The 20,443-nt window shown below is 38.3% G+C and carries 16 protein-coding genes and 1 pseudogene; 10 read left to right on the top strand and 7 right to left on the bottom strand.

The genetic code is table 11. From position 1 onward, the window contains the following. Positions 1 to 11 precede the first annotated feature (11 nt). Positions 12 to 2,711, top strand: coding sequence for a nitrate reductase (locus tag H4J46_RS03695; protein WP_182232197.1), 2,700 nt, complete (start codon positions 12 to 14; stop codon positions 2,709 to 2,711). A gap of 173 nt (positions 2,712 to 2,884) precedes the next feature. After that, positions 2,885 to 3,586: a VC0807 family protein gene (locus tag H4J46_RS03690; RefSeq protein WP_182232196.1), complete on the top strand. Its 702-nt coding sequence runs from the start codon at positions 2,885 to 2,887 to the stop codon at positions 3,584 to 3,586. 409 nt (positions 3,587 to 3,995) lie between these two features. On the opposite strand, the gene H4J46_RS03685 is transcribed toward H4J46_RS03690, so the two are convergent. Both H4J46_RS03685 and H4J46_RS17635 read right to left on the bottom strand, forming a co-directional pair. After that, positions 3,996 to 4,262 carry a DUF1145 domain-containing protein gene (locus H4J46_RS03685; protein WP_182232195.1) on the bottom strand — a complete coding sequence of 89 codons (267 nt, stop codon included), beginning with the start codon at positions 4,260 to 4,262 and terminating at the stop codon, positions 3,996 to 3,998. A gap of 117 nt (positions 4,263 to 4,379) precedes the next feature. Then, on the bottom strand, positions 4,380 to 4,541 hold the full coding sequence (locus H4J46_RS17635) for a GMC oxidoreductase (RefSeq protein ID WP_182232500.1): 162 nt from the start codon (positions 4,539 to 4,541) through the stop codon (positions 4,380 to 4,382). 22 nt (positions 4,542 to 4,563) lie between these two features. On the opposite strand from H4J46_RS17635, the pseudogene H4J46_RS03670 reads away from it, so the two are divergent. From H4J46_RS03670 to glsB, 6 genes and pseudogenes are all read left to right on the top strand, one after another. Next, positions 4,564 to 5,060 (top strand): annotated as a pseudogene (locus H4J46_RS03670) (MMPL family transporter); the annotation flags it as partial. Between the two features lie 35 nt (positions 5,061 to 5,095). Beyond that, the gene (locus H4J46_RS03665) at positions 5,096 to 6,511 is read left to right on the top strand and encodes a coniferyl aldehyde dehydrogenase (RefSeq protein WP_182232193.1); all 1,416 of its coding nucleotides are present in this window, start codon (positions 5,096 to 5,098) and stop codon (positions 6,509 to 6,511) included. Between the two features lie 299 nt (positions 6,512 to 6,810). Beyond that, on the top strand, positions 6,811 to 8,445 hold the full coding sequence (locus H4J46_RS03660) for an AMP-binding protein (protein WP_182232192.1): 1,635 nt from the start codon (positions 6,811 to 6,813) through the stop codon (positions 8,443 to 8,445). Between the two features lie 366 nt (positions 8,446 to 8,811). After that, positions 8,812 to 9,684 (top strand): LysR family transcriptional regulator, encoded by an 873-nt coding sequence (locus H4J46_RS03655; RefSeq protein ID WP_182232499.1) that lies wholly within the window; start codon positions 8,812 to 8,814, stop codon positions 9,682 to 9,684. Between the two features lie 197 nt (positions 9,685 to 9,881). Beyond that, complete coding sequence (locus H4J46_RS03650) at positions 9,882 to 10,391, top strand: hypothetical protein (protein ID WP_182232191.1); 510 nt, start codon at positions 9,882 to 9,884, stop codon at positions 10,389 to 10,391. Between the two features lie 373 nt (positions 10,392 to 10,764). Beyond that, complete coding sequence (glsB, locus tag H4J46_RS03645; RefSeq protein WP_259365670.1) at positions 10,765 to 11,760, top strand: glutaminase B; 996 nt, start codon at positions 10,765 to 10,767, stop codon at positions 11,758 to 11,760. Positions 11,761 to 12,032: 272 nt separating this feature from the next. Here glsB and H4J46_RS03640 read toward each other — a convergent pair whose 3' ends face one another. After that, positions 12,033 to 12,341, bottom strand: coding sequence for a hypothetical protein (locus tag H4J46_RS03640; RefSeq protein ID WP_182232190.1), 309 nt, complete (start codon positions 12,339 to 12,341; stop codon positions 12,033 to 12,035). Between the two features lie 277 nt (positions 12,342 to 12,618). Here H4J46_RS03640 and H4J46_RS03635 point away from each other — a divergent pair, with 277 nt between their 5' ends. Both H4J46_RS03635 and ltaE read left to right on the top strand, forming a co-directional pair. Continuing rightward, a complete protein-coding gene (locus tag H4J46_RS03635; protein WP_182232189.1) occupies positions 12,619 to 13,347 on the top strand; it encodes a YebC/PmpR family DNA-binding transcriptional regulator in 729 nt (242 codons plus the stop codon). A gap of 113 nt (positions 13,348 to 13,460) precedes the next feature. Then, positions 13,461 to 14,498: a low-specificity L-threonine aldolase gene (gene ltaE, locus H4J46_RS03630; protein WP_182232188.1), complete on the top strand. Its 1,038-nt coding sequence runs from the start codon at positions 13,461 to 13,463 to the stop codon at positions 14,496 to 14,498. 116 nt (positions 14,499 to 14,614) lie between these two features. Here the strand turns inward: ltaE and H4J46_RS03625 are convergent, their stop codons facing one another. From H4J46_RS03625 to rlmD, 4 genes are all read right to left on the bottom strand, one after another. Then, positions 14,615 to 15,415 carry an enoyl-CoA hydratase-related protein gene (locus tag H4J46_RS03625; RefSeq protein WP_182232187.1) on the bottom strand — a complete coding sequence of 267 codons (801 nt, stop codon included), beginning with the start codon at positions 15,413 to 15,415 and terminating at the stop codon, positions 14,615 to 14,617. Positions 15,416 to 15,444: 29 nt separating this feature from the next. Then, positions 15,445 to 16,245 carry a nucleoside triphosphate pyrophosphohydrolase gene (mazG, locus tag H4J46_RS03620; RefSeq protein ID WP_182232186.1) on the bottom strand — a complete coding sequence of 267 codons (801 nt, stop codon included), beginning with the start codon at positions 16,243 to 16,245 and terminating at the stop codon, positions 15,445 to 15,447. Positions 16,246 to 16,792: 547 nt separating this feature from the next. Beyond that, positions 16,793 to 18,994 (bottom strand): GTP diphosphokinase, encoded by a 2,202-nt coding sequence (gene relA / locus H4J46_RS03615; RefSeq protein ID WP_182232185.1) that lies wholly within the window; start codon positions 18,992 to 18,994, stop codon positions 16,793 to 16,795. Between the two features lie 36 nt (positions 18,995 to 19,030). Further along, the gene (gene rlmD, locus H4J46_RS03610) at positions 19,031 to 20,347 is read right to left on the bottom strand and encodes a 23S rRNA (uracil(1939)-C(5))-methyltransferase RlmD (protein ID WP_182232184.1); all 1,317 of its coding nucleotides are present in this window, start codon (positions 20,345 to 20,347) and stop codon (positions 19,031 to 19,033) included. Between the last annotated feature and the right edge of the window lie 96 nt (positions 20,348 to 20,443).

Genomic DNA, 20,443 nt, shown 5'->3' with positions numbered 1-20,443 from the left:
AGGTAAATTTTATGAGTTGTTCTCAATCGTCACATATTGTTCAATCAACTTGTGCATACTGTGGTGTAGGTTGCGGTATTGATATCACAGTTGAAAATGGCAAGGCCAGCGCATTAGTCGGCACAATAGAGCACCCTGCCAATTTTGGACAACTGTGCGTAAAAGGCAGTAATTTATTAGCCACCACAGACTTAACCAACCGCCTGCTTGAACCACAAATAAACAATCAAACGGTTGATTGGTTAACGGCGACAAGCCATGTCGCGGATAAATTTGCACAAATTATCAAAGAACATGGCCCTGATGCTGTCGCTTTTTATGTCTCAGGACAAATACTGACTGAAGATTATTATATGGCAAATAAATTAATGAAAGGCTACATCGGCTCAGCCAACATTGATACCAACTCACGCCTTTGCATGTCTTCAGCTGTTGCAGCTTATAAACGTAGTTTTGGTGAAGATGTTGTGCCTTGCGGCTATGATGATTTAGACAGTACAGAGCTGTTATTAATTACTGGCTCTAATGCCGCTTGGACCCATCCCGTATTATATCAGCGTATTGAACGCGCTAAAAAACGTAATCCAGCCATGAAAGTCGTGGTTATTGACCCACGTAAAACCGCAACTTGTCAAATAGCTGATTATTTTTTACCGATAAAACCAGGCACTGACGCGGCCTTTTTTAATGGTCTATTAAATTATTTAAGCACTAACAATGGCTTAAATAATGACTATATTGAGCAACATACCCAAGGTTTTGAACAAGCCTTATTAGCAGCAAAGAAGTGGTCACTCGCTGAAGTATCAGCCTATTGCGATCTTGACCAACAAACCCTTGCCAGTGTCTATCAATTATTTGCCAACACTGAAAAAGTACTCAGCTTTTATTCAATGGGTATCAATCAATCAAGTTCAGGGGTTGATAAGTGCCAAAGCATTATTAATTGTCACTTAGCTACGGGTAAAATAGCCAAAGATGGTTGTGGGCCTTTTTCTATCACAGGCCAACCCAACGCTATGGGCGGTAGAGAAGTCGGTGGTTTGTCTAATCAACTAGCCGCTCATATGGATATTGAAAACCCTGAACACCGCTCAACAGTGCAGCGTTTTTGGCAATCGCCCACTATGGCTGATAAAGCAGGCTATAAAGCCATTGATCTGTTTGACGCTATGGACGAAGGTAAAATTAAAGCGGTCTGGATAATCGCGACGAACCCAATGGTAAGCTTACCCGATGGTAAAAAAATTGCCCGAGCATTAAATAAATGTGAATTTATTGTGGTCTCAGACTGTGCTGAAAATAATGATACCTTGGACTTTGCCGATGTAAAATTACCCGCAACACCCTGGTTAGAAAAAAACGGCACAGTAACCAACTCAGAGCGCCGAATTTCCCGTCAAACTAATGCGATACCACCTAGCGGACAAGCAAAGCACGACTGGCAAATTATCGCAGAAGTTGCCACCGCCATGGGTTTTTCAGGTTTTGATTATTCACATGCTAGTGAGGTTTTTCGAGAGTTTGCTCAATTGTCAGGTTTTGAAAATAATGGTGCACGTGTCTTTGACATTTCTGCATTTTCAACTATTACCAGACGACAATATGACCGTTTAAAACCGGTACAATGGCCAATTAATGACACCTACCCAGAAGGTAAAAAACGCGTTTATGAAGATGGAAAATTTTCTACCCCTTCAGGTAAAGCGCTATTTTTTCCGATTTCGCCACGCCAACCAAGCCAAAAAACCTCAGCAAAATTTCCCTTTCGATTAAACAGCGGTCGGTTAAGAGATCAATGGCACACGATGAGCCGAACAGGTAAAGCGTCGCAACTTACCGCACATACCGATAAATGTTATCTCTATATAAATCCTAAGGATGCTAAAGCGTTAAAGATAGTTGATGATGAAATAATCAAGATTTCATCAAATACCGGGCAAGCCACGGTGCATGCTAAGTTAGATAAGAGTCAACGTCACGATGAATGCTTCATGCCTATTCATTGGAATAAGCAGTTTGCCTCTAACGCCAATGTCAGCAAATTGTATGCGAGCATTACCGACCCACTTTCTGGTCAAGCTGAACTTAAACACGGCGCCGTCGCTTTAAGTAAAACAAGCTTTAAACAATTTGGACAACTGCATATTAGCGAAGACTTTATTGTTCAAACTCAAATAACTAACGAATTTTGGACCAAGGCTCGAACAAGTTATGGCATGAGTTTTCAATTTGCTAATACTCAGCCTGAAACAGATATTTTGCATTGGTGTCAAACAAGCAGTCAAATATCGGGCGAATGGCGACAATTTAGTCAAGGAAATACCCGGTACATTATTTGTTTACAAGCAGGTAAATTAGCCTTTTTATGTTATAGCTCGGCAACTAACCTGAGCATCGAAAACGCCTGGCTTAAGCATGTATTCAGTCAAAAAAACTTGCTGGAGCAGGATATTCAGTCTTTATTATCGGGCACTTACAGTGATGAATTCGCTCAAGGCAAACAAATTTGTAGTTGTTTTAATGTTGGTGAAAAAGACATCATTAGTGCCATTAAAGCGGGCTCTAGTTCAGTTGAACAACTAGGTGAACACTTAAAATGTGGCACTAATTGTGGTTCCTGCAAACCAGAGCTCAGTGTTTTACTTGCTGAATACGGCATAAATTCTACAGAAATAATTAACGCCACTTTTATAGCAGATCTCGCATAACTTGCCCATCATCATTTTAATGTCAGCACTAAATTGATGACGGCTCTGGTGAGTAAATATCACCTTCAAAATCACTGCACGGGTATAACATGACATTTTAGCTGTTTTTAGATAACATACCAGTAGACTTAAATAAACTGGCTATGGTCAGTTGCACCTTAAAATGAAATATAATGTCAACTCAAACACCCGCTAAACGTCCTAATACCTTTTTAGAGATTATTTTTAATATTGCTATTCCGTCGGTTATTTTAATGAAATTATCGGGGGATGAATATTTAGGTACTGTATATGCCTTAATATTGGCGTTATTATTTCCACTTGGTTATGGCTTGTATGATTTTATTAAAAACAAGTCAATGAACTTCATTGCCTTACTTGGCTTTATAAGTACCTTATTAACCGGGGGTATCGGTTTATTTGAGTTAGATGTGCAATGGCTAGCCATTAAAGAAGCCGCTATTCCCTCTGCCATTGGTTTAGTGGTACTCATTTCTGGTTTTTGGGGCAAACCCTTAATTGCCAAAATATTATTAAATCCGTTGGTGTTTAATTTAGAGTTAATCTATCAAACCCTCGAAAATAAAAATAAAACGCATGAGTTTAAAGCCAAAATTCAGCGGGCAAATCACTTTTTATCAACTACCTTTGTTTTTTCTGCTGCCATGAATTACTTATTAGCAAAATGGATTGTCGTTAGTCCTGCAGGTACTACCGAGTTTAACGAACAGTTGGGTGAGATGACCCTCTTAAGTTATCCCGTCATTGCGATACCTTCGATGATAATGCTGATTGCGATTATGTTTTATGTCGTCAGAAGTACTATGAAGTTAACTGATTTAAAATTGGATAACATATTGAATAGTGAAAAATAACGCTAAAAATTAATGCCTGTAACTCAATAAAATCAGTGATAATAAATAGATATGACTGTATGTAGCTATATTTTTCTCTACGCAGATAATTTTTGAACGAGTTCAGTTAATGCTGTTATGGCTCAACAATTAGTCCATTACTTTGCTTTTGTCATTAACCATTACTTGAAAAAACGAAAAGTTATATTGGTACTGTCTCTGTCAATATAATTAACAAAATCATTGCCAGAAGAGCTTACATTAGTTGTCTAAGCTCTTTTTTTATTGGGTTATATGCTCTTAGTACACTTGAGCATATATATTAACTAGCGTTAAAATCCCATAAAAAACTACTGCCAGTTACCTGAATGTGGTTTTACCTTACCTAACATATTTTTAAGTCAGTATATTTTCTTAATTAACTTGCTTCTTAGACTGCTTTAAAAGTTGGCAGCCAATAACCAAAGCCCCAAAGCATGGTCTGCACAAAGTTCATGGCTAAACCACGTTGCTTTTTGAACTTAGCTTTCGTTGTAAAAAACTTAATAAAGTGTACTAAAAGCGCCACACCTGCTGATGTTAAAGCATAAAATTGATAATCTGTGGGTAGTGGTGATAGCGATAATACAGCTATTATTGCTAAGGCCCATAAACCGGTCAGTAAAGCTTTAAGACTATATATAACGAAATTTAACATCTGCATATTCCTCAATTAATTTGCCGAAGTCATCGCTGACACTTTTTCAGCAATCGCCATCGTTGACGCGCTTGTGTTACCACTGGCCAGCGTTGGTATAATTGAAGCGTCCACTACTCACAGGTTTTTAATGCCATGAACTTTTAACTGATGAGCAACCACCACCATATTATCATGGCCTATTTTGCAGGTACCAACAGGGTGATACACTATGCCTAAACGCTCTTTTACTTTAGCAAAAATTTGTTTAGCCGTTTTAAAAGCCTTGCCTGGATGTATATAATTATCATAATGTTAGGCTAATGCCAGTATAGAGTCTGTCACTAATATGGTTATTGAAGATGCACAAACTGAAATACTAGTTTGGGTATATACTATTGTTATTATTATTTTTTTAATCACCTTTAGAAGTGGTCGTATCATGATTTTTATTATCACACTATTAACTTTAACCAGTATTATGAACCAAGGTTTAATGGCCGTTTAGGTATTAGCGTAAAAATTGCCACCTTACTTGTCATTGCTTTAGGTGTGAGTATTGGTGTTGATTACGGTATTTATATTTTCAGTAAAGTTCAAGAAGCACTCGGTCAAGGTAAATCGTTATACATGACTTATCACTACGCTTTAAACCCAACAGGTAACTCCGTTGCTTTTACCGGTATAACCTTAGCGATTGGTGTAGCTACTTGGGTGTTTTCACTAATAAAATTCCAAGCCGACATGGATGTATTACTAACTTTCATGTTTATTTTTAATATGTTAAGAGCACTAACACTAATTCCAGCTATTGCATAGTTACTTAAGATAGGCTCTAACAAGGATAAGAACTAATGACAGAAATAATCACAAAAACAGCATTAAATGAGACTTTGTTACAACAAAAAGAATTTTTTTCTCAGCATACTTATCCTAGCTATCAAGAGCGCATTAGTGACTTAATTAAGTTAAAAGCGCTTATTGTTGATAACCAAGACGCTTTTATTGCCACTATGAGCGAAGATTTTGGTCATCGCAGTGCTGATGACTCAAGAATAGGTGATATTCTCACCACTGTCATGGGTATTAACTATGCAATAAAAAAATTAAAAAACTGGATGAAACCTGAAAAAAGACATATCGGGATTTTATTTCAACCGGCAAAAGGTCAAGTTATTTATCAACCTAAAGGTGTTATCGGTATTATCGCGCCGTGGAATTACCCAGTATTTCTAACCTTAGGGCCGTTAACAACAGCATTAGCCGCAGGTAATACTGCGATGATAAAGATGAGCGAATACACAGCTAAAACCAACAGTTTATTAGCCAAGTTAGTGGCGAATGTGTTCCCTAGTAATCAAGTGGCGATAGTTTGTGGTGAAGCTGACATGGCGGCGGCATTTTCAGCTTTAAGTTTCGATCATTTATTTTTCACTGGCTCTACCGGTGTTGGTAAATTAGTCATGAAAGCTGCCGCTGAAAATCTAGTCCCTGTAACCTTAGAATTAGGCGGTAAATCACCGACCATTATTGATGAAGATATCGATATAAAAACTGCAGTCAGTCGATTAATTTTAGGTAAAACGCTTAATTCTGGCCAAACCTGTGTGGCGCCAGATTATATTTTTTGCCCACAAAGCAAAGTATCAGAGTTAACTCAAGCTTTTCAAAACGCTTATCAAAGTATGTACCCTAATACACTAGAGAATGACGACTGCACTTGTATCATAAATGATGGACAAAAAGCCCGAATCGATGGTTTATTAACTGATGCTAAAGCGCAGGGGGCGACCATAATACCCTTAAACCCAAACAGCAGTGATAGCTCATCGAGAAAAATGCCTTTAACACTGCTCACCGATGTTAATGATGACATGAGCGTGATGCAGCAAGAAATTTTTGGCCCCTTGCTACCTATTATTGGCTATAAAAATATTGACGAAGTCATTACTTATATTAATAGTAAACCGCGTCCACTGGCCTTGTACATTTGCAGTTTTAACAAGGCATTTCAACAACAGGTGTTATTAAATACTCATGCCGGTGGTGTCTGTATTAATGATGCCGCTTTTCATGTCGCTATTGATGATTTACCTTTTGGTGGTATTGGTGCCTCTGGCATGGGGCAATATCATGGTAGTGAAGGTTTTAAAACTTTTTCGCACGGAAAGTCGGTACTTACACGAGGCAAAATAAGCCTAGGGACATTATTATTCCCCCCGTTCGGTAATAAAATTCATAAAATTTTGTTTAAATTATTTATTCGTTAGTTAACTCATAAGTCAATAATTTACTTATGACACTTTTATTAAGTTTTTGATATTTTTGTGCGCAAAGAAAATAAATGGCTGCAGGTATTTATTGTGGCAGACTCACATAAGTACCTGCGGCCATTTAAGAGCAATACTTAATTATTGTGATTGATGGCAGCGCTGGCGTGACATATTTAACCGCTACAATTGACCAATAACTTAATGAAATTATTATTAATCTATAATTTTATATTACTTTGCTTGTTCTACTCTGTTTGTTTTAAGCACCAACGCATCTAGTTGCTAAAGGAAATAACATGACTAAACCTTGGATTAAAAACTATCCAGAAAACGTGGCTCATGAAGTGGATTTAACCCGTTATGACTCTTTATTAGCTTTATTTCATCAAACAACCACTAAATATGATCAGCAAACTGCCTATAGTAATTTTGGCGCTGAGTTGACGTTCAAGCAAGTAGATGCACTCTCACGATCCTTTGCGGCTTATCTACAAAATGAACTCAATATTGTTTCAGGTGAGCGTGTCGCGTTGATGTGTCCTAATACCTTATGTTTTCCAGTGGCTATGTGGGGTATTATTCGTGTTGGCGGCGTACAAGTAAATGTTAATCCAATGTATACACCACGGGAGCTTGAGCATCAACTTAATGATGCTCAAGTTGAAACCATCATCATATTTTCACCCTCAACAAAAATGCTTGCTGATATCATTGAGAAAACTGATATTAAAAATGTTATTACGGTTAACTTAGACGATTTAGTCAATAAAGGTTTACCTTGCGATCCTGTTGACCCGCGTTTGAGCCAAACCATCAATTTTACTGATGCCTTAATGCAAGGAGAAAGCTTAACCCTGATTGAGCCTACCCTCTGCCAAACTGATTTATTGTTTTTGCAATATACCGGCGGCACTACCGGGCTATCTAAGGGCGCTATGCTGAGTCATGGCAATCTAATTGCCAATATTATGCAATATCAGGAGTTTGCTAAAAATAAGATAGCTTACGGTAATGACGTTGTTATTACCGCTATCCCTATGTACCACATCTTTGCTTTGATGGCGAATACGCTGAGCTATTTCTATTTTGGCGCTAAAAATGTTTTAGTGACTAATCCTCGTGATATGGCGAACTTTGTCGAAATATGGAAAAATACGCACGCCACTGTTTTTACTGGAGTAAACACTTTATTTAATGGTTTATTACACACGCCAGGCTTTGATCAAGTTGACTTTTCATCATTAAAAGTTTCTCTGGGCGGCGGCGCAGCAGTACAGCAAGCGGTCGCAGACAAATGGCAACAAGTAACCGGAGTTAGGCTAAACGAAGGCTATGGTTTATCTGAAACGGCACCGGTTGTATCATTAAATTTTGGCACTAGCGTTAATGGCAAAGCAGTTTATATACCCGGTATAGGTGTACCCGTGCCCAGTACTGACCTTTCTATTCGAGACGATTATGGCAATGTAGTTGCACAAGGCGAATCGGGTGAGCTCTGTGCTAAAGGTCCACAAGTTATGCAAGGTTACTGGAACAATATTGCAGCCACCCATGAATGTATGACTCCTGATGGCTACTTTAAAACTGGCGATGTCGGCATGCTCGACGAACAAGGCTTCTTCCACATTGTTGATCGTAAGAAAGATATGATTAATGTTTCTGGTTTTAATGTGTATCCTAACGAAATTGAAGCTGAAGTTGCTAGAATGACCGGCATATTAGAATCAGCTTGCATCGGCGTAGCTGATGATAAAACCGGAGAAGCCGTTAAACTTTTCATTGTTAAAACAGATGATAATATTACCGAGCAAGATGTTATCAAATTTTGTCGCCAAGGGTTAACGGCCTATAAGGTCCCTAAACATGTGATCTTTATCGATGAAATTCCTAAATCAAGCGTCGGTAAATTATTACGCAGAGAGTTAAGATAGTATTTACGGTCGGCTACAGCTGTTGTCGGGTGAATAAGTGAAAATAATTCAACTGTTGAATGAATTCTTCTCGTTTGCTGCCAACAGATAATAGCCTTAAGATGATCTTGTTTTAGAATCCCCCCCGGTTCAAAAAACATTTTTTATATAGTTAATTTGTTTCATTTTAAGGACATCAACAGATGTCCTTTTTTTTCATTATTTTTTTCCAAAACATTATTTTGGTGCAACCACACTATAATGGTGCACTACCCAGTGTTTAAAAGCGCAATAAATAAAAGAAAGCATATAGAATCAATAGGTTAAATTACGGCTTAAGTTTTGCTTTAAAGCATTTGTCTTTATTAAAATATGTTAACTATGCCAATTCAAACACCTATACGTGGCCTACGCTCGTTTTGCGTAGCGTCAAAATGTTTAAGCTTTAAGCATGCTGCAGCACAATTATTTTTAACTCCTTCAGCCGTTAGTCATCAAATAAAACAACTTGAAACACAATTAGGTATCGTTTTATTCAATCGTGGCACAAGAACTATTGAACTTACCAGTGCCGGAAAACAGTTTTACCAATCGATTCAACCATTAATTAATCAATTAGAATCAACCATAGACGAATTTACGCAAAAGCAACAAAATAAAACTATTGTCATCAGTTTGCCAGAATTTTTTGCCAGCGAATTATTTATCCCTCGTTTATCAGAGTGGTCGCAAAATAACCCAACCATTAACCTACAGCTAGAAACAGCTAAGTCTGGCAGCGAACCATCACGGTCTGCCGATCTATCTATTGTGCTTGCCAATGGCAAGCCTAATGCGAAAATAGTTCAAGAATTATTTCCTATTCGTTATGCCCCAGCTTGTAACAAAAAACTTTATAAAAAGCTAAAAAACACCGGTTTTTCTGTCTTAAAAACCACACCGTTACTTTTGCATAGATCACGCCCATGGTCTTGGCATCAATGGGCTGATAAAAATAATATTGACGATTTTGACCCTAAACAAATTATCCAATTTGACAGTATGTATGCTGTAGTTCGAGCAGCACAACAAGGCATGGGTATAGCACTAGTACCATTGCCGATGAGTAAAGCCTGGTTCAGTGAGCAACTGTTGGTAAAGCTATTTGATGAAGAGTTAAATACCAATGATAAATATTATCTTATTCAGCATGAAAATATGGATAATAATACAAAGCTCAAGCTATTTGCTCAATGGGTAAAAGAAACCTTCACAGTTTAACCCCATTACGCTTATAAGGGTTAAATGCTGAGGTTCAACATTGAGTAAACTCTCCGCTAACAACACAGTTAACCTACTGACATACAGTTGAATTTTATTCACTTGATAGGTGTATTCTAATCGTTTGTCAGTTATTGGGCTTATCTTTATATTGTTGGTGTATCAATTTGATACACCACACATATGGAGAAAACAACATGAACAAAGCAATATTAAAAAACACACTAGTAGCCACTTTATTATTAAGTACTACGCATGCAACTTTAGCCAATGAAGCGATATTCCAAGTGGCTGTTGTAAAAGGTGCTATGGGTACTGCAGACATAACTAAAGGTGAAGTAGCATTGGGAATAAAAAAATTAACCGCTAATGAAAATGGTAAAGATTTTTATGACCGTAAAATGAATTTGTGCGTTGCTTATTTGCAATCTACCCAGAGCAATAAATCTGAGTCCGCTTGTACAGAGGCCATCGGCAGCATAGAGTCTATTGAGCGTCAAAGTAGCAAAGTTCGCTATTTAACCTCACTTAATTACAGTAACCGTGGTGTTGCTAGGTATAAACAAAATCAATTAATCGCAGCATTAAAAGACTTTGAACTTGCCGTTACCATTGACGACAACCCGATTACAGCCGGTAATTTACAAAAGATTAAACAACTGTTGCCGGTAATCAAAGTAGAAAAAATAACAGCATTATCTGATTAAAACTGATATTTTTAACTAGGAGCAGATAAATGATCAGTAATATACTTCATAAAATAAGCTCAACCATTAGCTTGATCACTGAAATTAGGCATATCTCGATTAGTCAGTGGGATGTTGAGTAAAAAGACGGCATTATTCATTACCAGAATTTATAAGCTTTTAGCTAAGGTAATGAATAATGTCAAAACCACCATAACACCACTCAATAATAGTAAAATAAAATAGCGCATGTAAATGATTAAACCTAGATTACCACTATCTACAATAAATAAGTTTTTTATACTATGAGAGCAACAAATAAAATCACTTTGTTAGTGATCTATTAGCTTAAATATAACAAGGCTGACAAAGCGCTAGGCATGTATCATTTTTTATGCATAATAAAGGTCACTCATGCATTATTGCAAGCCATTCAAAAGATAAACAAGTCCGTTATATGATAAAAGACATTTCCAACTTACAGGTCAAATTACAAACCTTAATCGCAGCACAGCAAGAGTTTTATACTCAAGGTAAAGTAGCCGATTACATTCCGGCCTTAGCTGAAGTTAGCCCAAAAAAAATAGCCGTTTGTGTTTCCACTATTGACGGTAAAACTATTGGAGCTGGCGACTATCAAGAGGCCTTTTCAATTCAAAGTATTTCAAAAGTGTTTGGTTTAGTTATGGCAATGAACCGCATCGGCGATGACTTGTGGCAACGGGTTAATATGGAGCCATCTGGGCAACCCTTTAACTCAATTATTCAATTAGAGTGGGAAAAAGGTATTCCCCGAAATCCAGTGATAAATGCTGGCGCCTTATTGGTGGCTGATGTGCTCACTAGCCACTTTTCTTCTAGTAAGTTAGCCTTTTTAAGTTTTATGCGCTCGATAGCTCATGATGACAGTATTCATGTCGACAACTATGTTTACCAATCAGAATTAGCCCATGGTAGCCGAAACGCTGCATTAAGCTATTTAATGAAAAGTTTTGGCAATATAGAATCAGAAATACCTGAGGTATTAAGCCATTATTTTACCCAATGTTCAGTCGCCATGAGTTGTGAACAACTAGCCACTAGCCTGCTATTTTTAGCAAATAAAGGGATTGATCCCTTATCTAAAGAAGCTATTTGTACGCCAAGAGATGCCCATCGAGTTAACGCGATATTATCCACCAGTGGTATGTATGATCAGTCGGGCGAATTTGCTTTCTCTATTGGCTTACCAGCAAAAAGTGGTGTAGGCGGTGGTGTTATTGCGATAGTGCCAAATTATGGCGTTATTTGCACCTGGAGTCCGCCGTTAAATAGCTTTGGTAATTCAGTGATTGGCACAAATTTAGTGGCGAGTTTAGCCCAAGAGTTAGGCTTGTCTATTTACCATTAATACCATCATCTAATACTCGCTCAAATTTTTTTCTTGCAAAATATACTGCGAGTATTGTTTTGATAATAAATCAGCCTGTCTTTTAAGATAATACAAATAGGCATCTATATTATAGTTCGCTGATAATTGATTCATAACACCATGTAAGTATTCACTCTGCTCAATAGTGACGGTGGATTTTTCTTGTAAAACAACGCGCAATGCAGTCACTGAAAAATGTGGCTCTGTACTAGGTAAAATTAACCTAGTCGCAATATTGGGTGTTAACCGAGTTAAATGTCTAACTTGGCTACTATAAAAACAAATAGCCCTAAGTTTTGCTTAACCGCGCCTTGTGCGTATAACTGCCAAATAGCACTGCCACCAACACTAAAACCCACCAACAATTTACTGCCTGATATTGCCAACAGTTTTTGCTCAAATTTGTTAACGTAGCTCTCTAAACTCACGTTTTCAGTAAAATACTGATAAGCGTCACGCTCACAGGTGAGACATTTTGGTTGTTGTTGACAATAAACAAATATATGATATTTAAGGTTATTATGTTTTTCAAGGCCAAGACCTTGTTCAAGACTAGCCATAACTTGCTGGCATAAGTGCTTAAACTCATCAGTTAAACCAAAAATATCAGCGATAAAAAATTATATTCAACCAACCCTTCCAACAAGTAACTCGGTAGTCAAGTACCACTAACCTTGACAGAAAACACAAGTAAATAATTGACCTTAGTTAGGCTGAATTTCACCTGCTATTTTAAAATTTGAAAGCTCAAATGGGCTAAGTACTAGAAATAGCCGACACTACCCGTTAGAATCTAAGCTATAGCAATTCTAATTATCAGCAACGAGACATATTCAGATGGGCAGAGCATACCAAAACCGTAAATTATCAATGGCCAAAACTGCGGGTCAAAAAACTAAAGTTTATTCAAAGTACGGCAAAGAAATTTATGTACTAGCTAAAAATGGCGGTGTAGACCCCGATGGTAATCTTGCTTTACGTCGAACGATTGAAAAAGCAAAAAAAGATCAAGTTCCTACACATGTTATTGAAAAAGCATTAGAAAAAGCGATAGGTGCTGGCGGCGAAGATTATGTAGAATCACGCTACGAAGGCTTTGGCCCAGGCAACTGTATGGTCATTATTGATTGTTTAACCGATAACGGCAATCGCACCATTAAAGATGTGCGTCAATGTTTTACTAAAACTTACTCAAAAATTGGTTCATCAGGCACTGTTTCACACATGTTTGATCATCAAGCACTATTTGCCTTTAAAGGTGAAGACGATGAAAGTGTGTTAGAAAACTTAATGATGGCTGACATCGATGTGACTGATGTTGAGCTTGAAGACGGTATTATTACCGTATACGCCCCGCATACTGAATTTTTCAAAATCAAAACAGAATTTGCCAACAGCATGCCTGAAATTGAACTCGAAGTAGAAGAAATTACTTGGGTACCACAAACCTATACTGAAATTTCAGGTGAAGACGACTTAGCTAATTTTGAAAAATTCATCAACATGCTAGAAGACTGTGATGATGTACAAAATATTTATCACAATGCTGAACTCGCTGAAGAATAACCTTCGAGCAAAACTGCTTGATTACAGGCGTCTTAATCTATTTGACTAATAAATGGTGTTAAGATGCTTTTTTTAATCGCCACTATCTTCCCCCTAAAAACCTAAGGTGCTACATGATTGATTTTCGCTCTGACACAGTAACTCGCCCCAGTAAAGCAATGCGTACGGCGATGGCAAACGCTGAAGTGGGTGACGATGTTTATGGCGACGACCCTACGGTTAATGAACTTGAGTCTTGGGCAGCAGAGCGACACGGTTTTGCCAGTGCCATGTTTTGTAGCTCAGGCACACAAGCTAACTTATTAGCGCTAATGGCACATTGCCAACGAGGTGACGAGTACCTTTGTGGACAACAAGCACATAACTATAAGTTTGAAGGCGGTGGCGCGGCTATTTTAGGCTCAATTCAGCCACAACCGATAGCCAATGAACAAGACGGCTCTTTATGCTTTAAAAAGCTTGCGGCGGCAATAAAACCTGACGACTCTCACTTTGCTCGAACTACCTTACTCAGTATTGAAAATACTATTAATGGTAAAGTCCTGCCATTAACTTATATGGTAAAAGCGCGTGAATTTACTCAGCAAAACAATCTAGCCCTGCATTTAGACGGTGCGCGAGTTTACAATGCGGCCAGCGCATTAAATGTCGATATTACTGAAATTTGCCAACACGTAGACTCAGTCTCTATTTGTTTATCTAAAGGTCTTGGCGCGCCAATAGGCTCGTTATTACTTGGTTCACAAGCTTTGATAAAAAGTGCCAAGCGCTGGCGAAAAGTGGTTGGCGGCGGTATGCGCCAAGCCGGTATTATTGCTGCAGCAGCCAAAATGGCTCTAGAGAAAAATCCAGTGAAATTAGCACAAGATCATATTAATGCAAAATATTTAGCACATGCCTTAAACCAGTTTGCTGATATTTCAGTCAATCTGGAGCAAGTTGAGACCAATATGGTTTTCGCAAAATTCTCTGAGGATATGGATGTGGCTAATTTGGTTGACAAGTTAAAAGCAGATAAAATACTGTTATCTGCGGGCAACCCTATGCGACTAGTCACTCATTTAGATATTGATAAAACAGCTATAGATAACTTTATTAACAAATTAAGCCACGCTTTAAGCCAAACATCTACTACCGCTAAAGTAAGCTAATAACTCTTTATACATTAGCACTGAGTGTGAAGTTAAGTGTCAAACGAAGCGTAAAAGATGAGTAAGAACTAATACTTGCAAGAGTTAATGCGTGAGTGAACTTTGGCAAGTCACTGTTATTTCGCTAGTTTTTCGATCATGGTATTTACCGCGCTCAAATGCTCAGGATTGTTATGACACATGCCCTGAAAAACCGCACAAATATCAAGAAAGTCAGGCAGTTCAGTACGTTGTGCTAGCTTCATTAAACGCTTTGTTAACCGTAACGACGCCACAGGTTTAGCCGCTATTTCGTTTGCTAGTTTTTGTACTCTTTCAAGTAGATATTCTGGCTCAACCACATCTAATACCACACCCATTTCTTTTGCTTCTAGCGCATCGATAACACGGCCAGTAAAAGTTAACTCAGCAGCTTTTTGATAACCAATTAAACGTTGCATAAACCACGCGCCACCATCACCTGGAATAATACCTAAGTTAACAAAGGTTTCACCAAATTTAGCTTTTGTTGACGCTATTCTCATATCGCACATATTAGCAATATCAAAACCCGCCCCTATTGCTGGGCCATTAACCGCCGCAATCACAGGTACCTCTAATTTGTGTAAAGCTAATGGAATACGTTGAATACCTTCTCGATAACGTCTTTCTAGTGCTTGTACATCACCGGCAAAATCTCCTGTGCGCTCAGCCATATCTTTTATATTTCCACCAGAAGAAAACGCAGAGCCATCACCGGTAATAATCAGCACGGCGATTTCAGGGGTACGATTAATCCATTCAACAGTATTTACAATATCGTCGGCAATGGCAGTACCCGTTAAGGCATTACGCACGTCGTGGCGATTGAATATTAAGGTAAGCACTTTATTATTAAGCGTTATTTTACTGTCGACTAATGTGGGTAATGAAGTCATTTTTATCTCGATAATTTTATTAACTAAGCTTAGGATTTTTCAGAAATTTTCACTTGTTGCCAAAAGGCTTCAAGCTCGTCTAACGAATGTTCTGTAAAACCTTTATCTGCACGATTAACTTGCGCTTCCACACCATAAAAGCGCCGAGTAAACTTATTATTTGCTTGGCGCAGTAAAGCTTCAGGGTCTTGTTTAGCATGTCGACATAAATTGACTACCGCAAACATTAAATCACCCAGTTCTTCAGCTAAAGCGGTATCGTCTCGATGTAATTCCGCTTTTACCTCTAATACTTCTTCTTCAATTTTAGCAAAGACGTCATCAATATTATGCCAATCAAAGCCGACATGGGCACAGCGTTTTTGAATTTTTGCTGCCTGTGATAACGCCGGCAGATTACGTGGAATATCAGCTAAAATACTTAAGTTTTTATCGTCATTTTTTTGCTGACGCTCTTTAACCTTTTCATTTTCCCAGTTAGCTTTGACTTGCGCCTCAGATTCAAAGTCACTACTCGCAAAAACATGGGGATGACGGCGGATCAATTTTTCACAAATAGCACTCAGTACACTGTCAAAGTCAAAACGTTTTTCTTCCTCACCAAGTTGGCTATAAAACACCACTTGAAACAATAAATCGCCTAGCTCTTTTTCCAGCTCAGTAAAGTCTTCTTGCTCAATAGCATCAGCTACCTCATAAGCTTCTTCAAGGGTATGGGGGATAATAGAGGCAAAGGTTTGTTTCAGATCCCAAGGACAACCCGTTTCAGGGTTACGTAACTCGGACATGATCCAGCGAAGTTTTTCTATTGAGGGTTTGTCGTTCAACATTTTTAAATATCCTGCCTATTTATCTTGGCGCTATGCAGCACCTACTACTTTGTATAGCTAACCTAGCATCCTAATTCATCATATTAAGCCAATATATTACATTGCTTAATATTAAGATATTGGTGATTTATTATTGTGTATTTTTTGTACTAAAATTTCAAAGTGAATAAAACATGCCGTAAAAATAAACGTTCAAAAGGAAAATAATTATCAGAAAGACTATCATGGCTAGTTTAGATTTTTTATTAACTGTAACGCCGTTTATTATTGATGCAGAAGAAAAAAGGCCTAAAAAGTTCGTAAATGTTAAGTAGATGTCAATTACCTATACCGACTTTAAACTCGGAAAAGCGGATAGAGCTATAGAAATAATCACAGACCATTATTTCCCAGCATCTAAAACAGCAGGAACTCAAGTACCTTATATTATGAGGCTACAAAGTGGCTTGCTATAACAAAGGCAACCCTGTCTAGGGCTGCCTAATTGACATCTCACACGGTCAGCTTTTTTCTTAAAAGTTTGTCGTTAAAATGACTTAATTATTGGTTACAATCGTTTAACTTCTGCAACGTCATCTAACTGCTTTAATTTAGCTAATAAGCGCGTTAACGCTTCGTTATTGGCTATTTCCACTTTTATAGTCATGCTCATGCTTTGTTTAGTGTTATCGGTATGACTTTCAATACCAATAATACTGACTCTTTCATTGGAAATAATCGTCGAGATATCTCGGAGTAAACCTTGGCGATCACCACCAATAATGTTGATACTCACTTGATAACTTTTTTTGTTATTTATGCCCCACTGTACTTCTACTTCACGCTCTGGCTGCTGGTTCAGTGCGTTGGCGAGCTGCTCACAATCAACCCGATGCACTGAAATTCCACGTCCTTGAGTAATAAAGCCAGCGATTTCATCGCCCGGCACAGGATGACAACATTTCGCCATGTGAGTCAACAAGTTACCAACACCTGAAACGGTAATACCATTATTATTAGCAGCTTCTGTGTCAGCTTGTTGGGGCTGACGAATTAAGCTTTGCGGGTCAATATCTACTTCAGGTTTTGACTTTTCGTCTTGCTGTTGTAAACAATGAACAACTTGTAACAAGCGCGTACTGCCTGAGCCTACCGCAGCAAACAAGTCATCTTTTGTCGTAAAATTAAAACGCTCTATCGCCGCAGAAAAATCAACTTTAGCCAAAGATAACTGTAACTTACCCAATGCGGTGTCTAACATTTCTTTACCAGCAGCAAGGTTTTTATCTCGGTCAAGTAAACGAAAAAAATGTTGCACCTTGGCACGAGCACGCGGTGTATGAAGATAATTTAAACTGGGGTTTAACCAATCTCTACTCGGATTGAGTGTTTTGCTACGTAAGACTTCAACCTGATCGCCGGTTTGCAAAAGGTAGGTAAAAGGGACTATTCGACCAAATACTTTTGCGCCAATACAACTGTGACCGACATTGGAGTGAATATAGTAAGCAAAATCTAAAGGGGTCGCACCACTGGGTAAATCAACCACATCACCACCAGGGGTAAAAACATAAATACGGTCTTCAAATACTTGACTACGAAGTTCATCAAGTAATTCGCCACTTTCTGACACGTCTTCTTGCCATTGTAGGATTTTTCTTAACCAACTGACTTTTTCATCAAAACCTGAGGTTTTACCACTGGCATTACCTTCTTTATAGCGCCAATGGGCTGCGACACCCAGTTCTGCATCGTCATGCATTTGTTGTGTTCTAATTTGAATCTCTATTGTTTTACTTTCGGGGCCGATAACCACGGTATGAATTGATTGATAGCCGTTGCTTTTTGGCGTTGCAACATAGTCATCAAATTCTTTAGACAAATGCTGCCAACTAGTGTGCACTAGGCCTAATACACCATAGCAACCTTGTAATTCATCAACAATAACGCGAACTGCACGCACATCAAATAGCTGTTCAAAGTCTAACGACTTTTGTTGCATTTTTTTCCAAATGCTATAAATGTGTTTAGGGCGTCCACAAATAATACCTTTAATGTCAGACGATTTTAATTGCTTAGATATGTTATCAACAAATTCAGCCATATAGCGTTCTCTGTCGAGACGCTTTTCATCCAGTTGCTTGGCTATTTCTTTGTAAACCTCAGGATGCAAGTAACGAAAAGAAAGATCTTCAAGTTCCCACTTTAACTGCCCAATACCTAAACGATTGGCTAATGGTGCGTATATGTTGCTGGTTTCTTTAGCCGCTAACACTCGGGTTTCTTCATCGCTGTCTTTTACCAAGCGTAAGTGGCATAAGCGTTCTGCAAGCTTAATAACAACAGCGCGAACATCTTCAACCATCGCCAAGAGCATGCGGCGAATATTGTCAATTTGATTGGTATTGACTAGGCTAGATTGTGATTGCTGTAAAGCCTTAATCGCTTCCATTTGGCCAACACCTTTGCACAGTAAATATATTTGTTTAGAGAAATTCTCTTGAATATATTCAAGGCTAATGCATTTATACTCATACAAAGGACAGATAAAAGCCGCGCATAATGAGTCGGTATCAAGATTTAAACCTGATAGAATTTCCACCATTTCTAAAGATTTAGTTTGGCAAGGGGTGCTATCATCAAATAAATATTTTACTTTTTGATACAACTTTTCTAACGCTGCTTTTTTATCATTGTCTAATTCAAGCGCCGCTAGCCATTGCTCAAAGCTTGCTTGTGACATTTGATGTGACTTACGCACAGAAACCATGGAATTTCCTACCTGTGATTCAATTTTTCAACAACGCTATAAGCTAAACATTAGCATAGTTTCAACATGCTTTGTTTGCGCAAACATGTCCATTAAGGCTATTTTTTCAATTTTATAACCGTGATCGATAAGTAATTTTGCATCACGGGCTAATGATGCCGGATCACAACTAACATAAAGTATCTTATCAACATTAAAGGTCAGTAATTGCGTTAACGCTTGATAAGCTCCGGCGCGAGCAGGGTCAAGTAAAACCTTAGTATACTTTTGTGTTGCCCAAGGCTGGTCTTGCCAATCACTGTTCAAATCGGTTTGATAAAATTGGCAATTGTGAATGCCATTTTTCAGCGCATTTTCTTGGGCCTTCTCTACCATTACTGTGATGCCCTCAATACCGACAACACGACTGGCCTTTTCGGCAATAGGTAAACTAAAATTACCTAAGCCACAAAACAGGTCGAGCACAATGTCGTTATCATTAAGCGCTAACCAAGTCAGCGCCTGCTCAACCATTTGCTTATTAACCAGATGATTGACCTGGATAAAGTTATTCACTGAAAATTCAATTTTTATTGAATCCGTTAAAGCATAAAATAAAGTTTTATCTTCTGTCAGTGGTGTGACCTCATTACCGTCATCAAAGTAGACTACCCACTGATTTTTATCAGCAAAATGTTGCCAAAGTTTTTTGTCTTGCGCCGTTGCTTTAACTAATTGTCGCACCACAACCACCTGCTCATTAGCCGCAATAACTTCAACATGACCGATGGCATTTTTACCTGACAACCTTGGCAGAAGTTCTTTTAGCTCAGCAAAAATATTACCAAAGGCTTCAACCAGTACTGGGCAAGACTTAATTTCAGTTAAATGGCTACTCTCGCGTTGACGAAAGCCAATAATCGGCGCACCACGTTTATTATATTGCACACCAATTCTTGCTTTACGGCGATAATGCCATGGCTCATTAATAAGGTGACTCTGCCATGGCAGACTTTCATTTAGTGCTTGGCGAGCAAATAATTGTGTTATTTTATCTTGCTTATAAACTAACTGCTGCGGGTAGTCCATGTGCTGTAAATTACAGCCTCCACACTGAAAATAATGACGACACTTAACTTCTACGCGCGCTTCACTGGCGCTAATAACACGCAATAACTTTGCTTTTGCAAATTTACTTTTTTGCTCATACACATTAACTTCAACCGTTTCATTGGGCAGTGCACCTTCAATGAAAATTGGGTTTTTACCCTGAAAGGCAACGCCGCAGCCTTGCTGATCAAGGTGGCTAACATTAACCGTTACGTGATGTTGTATCGGTGTTCTTTTCGGGCTTGCTTTAAAAAAATTTGCCATAGCTATCTTAGTTTGCCATCAAGGAGCAGCATAAATTATCTATTAGCTGCCATAGTGAACGATTACTATTTGGTATTAGTCTTAACTGTGCCATTA

Source organism: Colwellia sp. MB02u-6 (assembly GCF_014077095.1).
In the GTDB taxonomy this organism is placed as follows: domain Bacteria; phylum Pseudomonadota; class Gammaproteobacteria; order Enterobacterales; family Alteromonadaceae; genus Cognaticolwellia.
This window is presented reverse-complemented; position numbering and strand designations above follow the sequence as displayed.

Coding starts and splice junctions, on each gene's coding strand:
- H4J46_RS03650 (WP_182232191.1), top strand. CDS start 9,882: ATGAACAAAGCAATATTAAAAAACACACTAGTAGCCACTTTATTATTA.
- H4J46_RS03625 (WP_182232187.1), bottom strand. CDS start 15,415: ATGACTTCATTACCCACATTAGTCGACAGTAAAATAACGCTTAATAAT.
- H4J46_RS03695 (WP_182232197.1), top strand. CDS start 12: ATGAGTTGTTCTCAATCGTCACATATTGTTCAATCAACTTGTGCATAC.
- relA (WP_182232185.1), bottom strand. CDS start 18,994: ATGGTTTCTGTGCGTAAGTCACATCAAATGTCACAAGCAAGCTTTGAG.
- H4J46_RS03665 (WP_182232193.1), top strand. CDS start 5,096: ATGACAGAAATAATCACAAAAACAGCATTAAATGAGACTTTGTTACAA.
- H4J46_RS03685 (WP_182232195.1), bottom strand. CDS start 4,262: ATGTTAAATTTCGTTATATATAGTCTTAAAGCTTTACTGACCGGTTTA.
- H4J46_RS03660 (WP_182232192.1), top strand. CDS start 6,811: ATGACTAAACCTTGGATTAAAAACTATCCAGAAAACGTGGCTCATGAA.
- ltaE (WP_182232188.1), top strand. CDS start 13,461: ATGATTGATTTTCGCTCTGACACAGTAACTCGCCCCAGTAAAGCAATG.
- mazG (WP_182232186.1), bottom strand. CDS start 16,245: ATGTTGAACGACAAACCCTCAATAGAAAAACTTCGCTGGATCATGTCC.
- H4J46_RS03640 (WP_182232190.1), bottom strand. CDS start 12,341: ATGGCTAGTCTTGAACAAGGTCTTGGCCTTGAAAAACATAATAACCTT.
- H4J46_RS03690 (WP_182232196.1), top strand. CDS start 2,885: ATGTCAACTCAAACACCCGCTAAACGTCCTAATACCTTTTTAGAGATT.
- glsB (WP_259365670.1), top strand. CDS start 10,765: ATGCATAATAAAGGTCACTCATGCATTATTGCAAGCCATTCAAAAGAT.
- H4J46_RS03635 (WP_182232189.1), top strand. CDS start 12,619: ATGGGCAGAGCATACCAAAACCGTAAATTATCAATGGCCAAAACTGCG.
- rlmD (WP_182232184.1), bottom strand. CDS start 20,347: ATGGCAAATTTTTTTAAAGCAAGCCCGAAAAGAACACCGATACAACAT.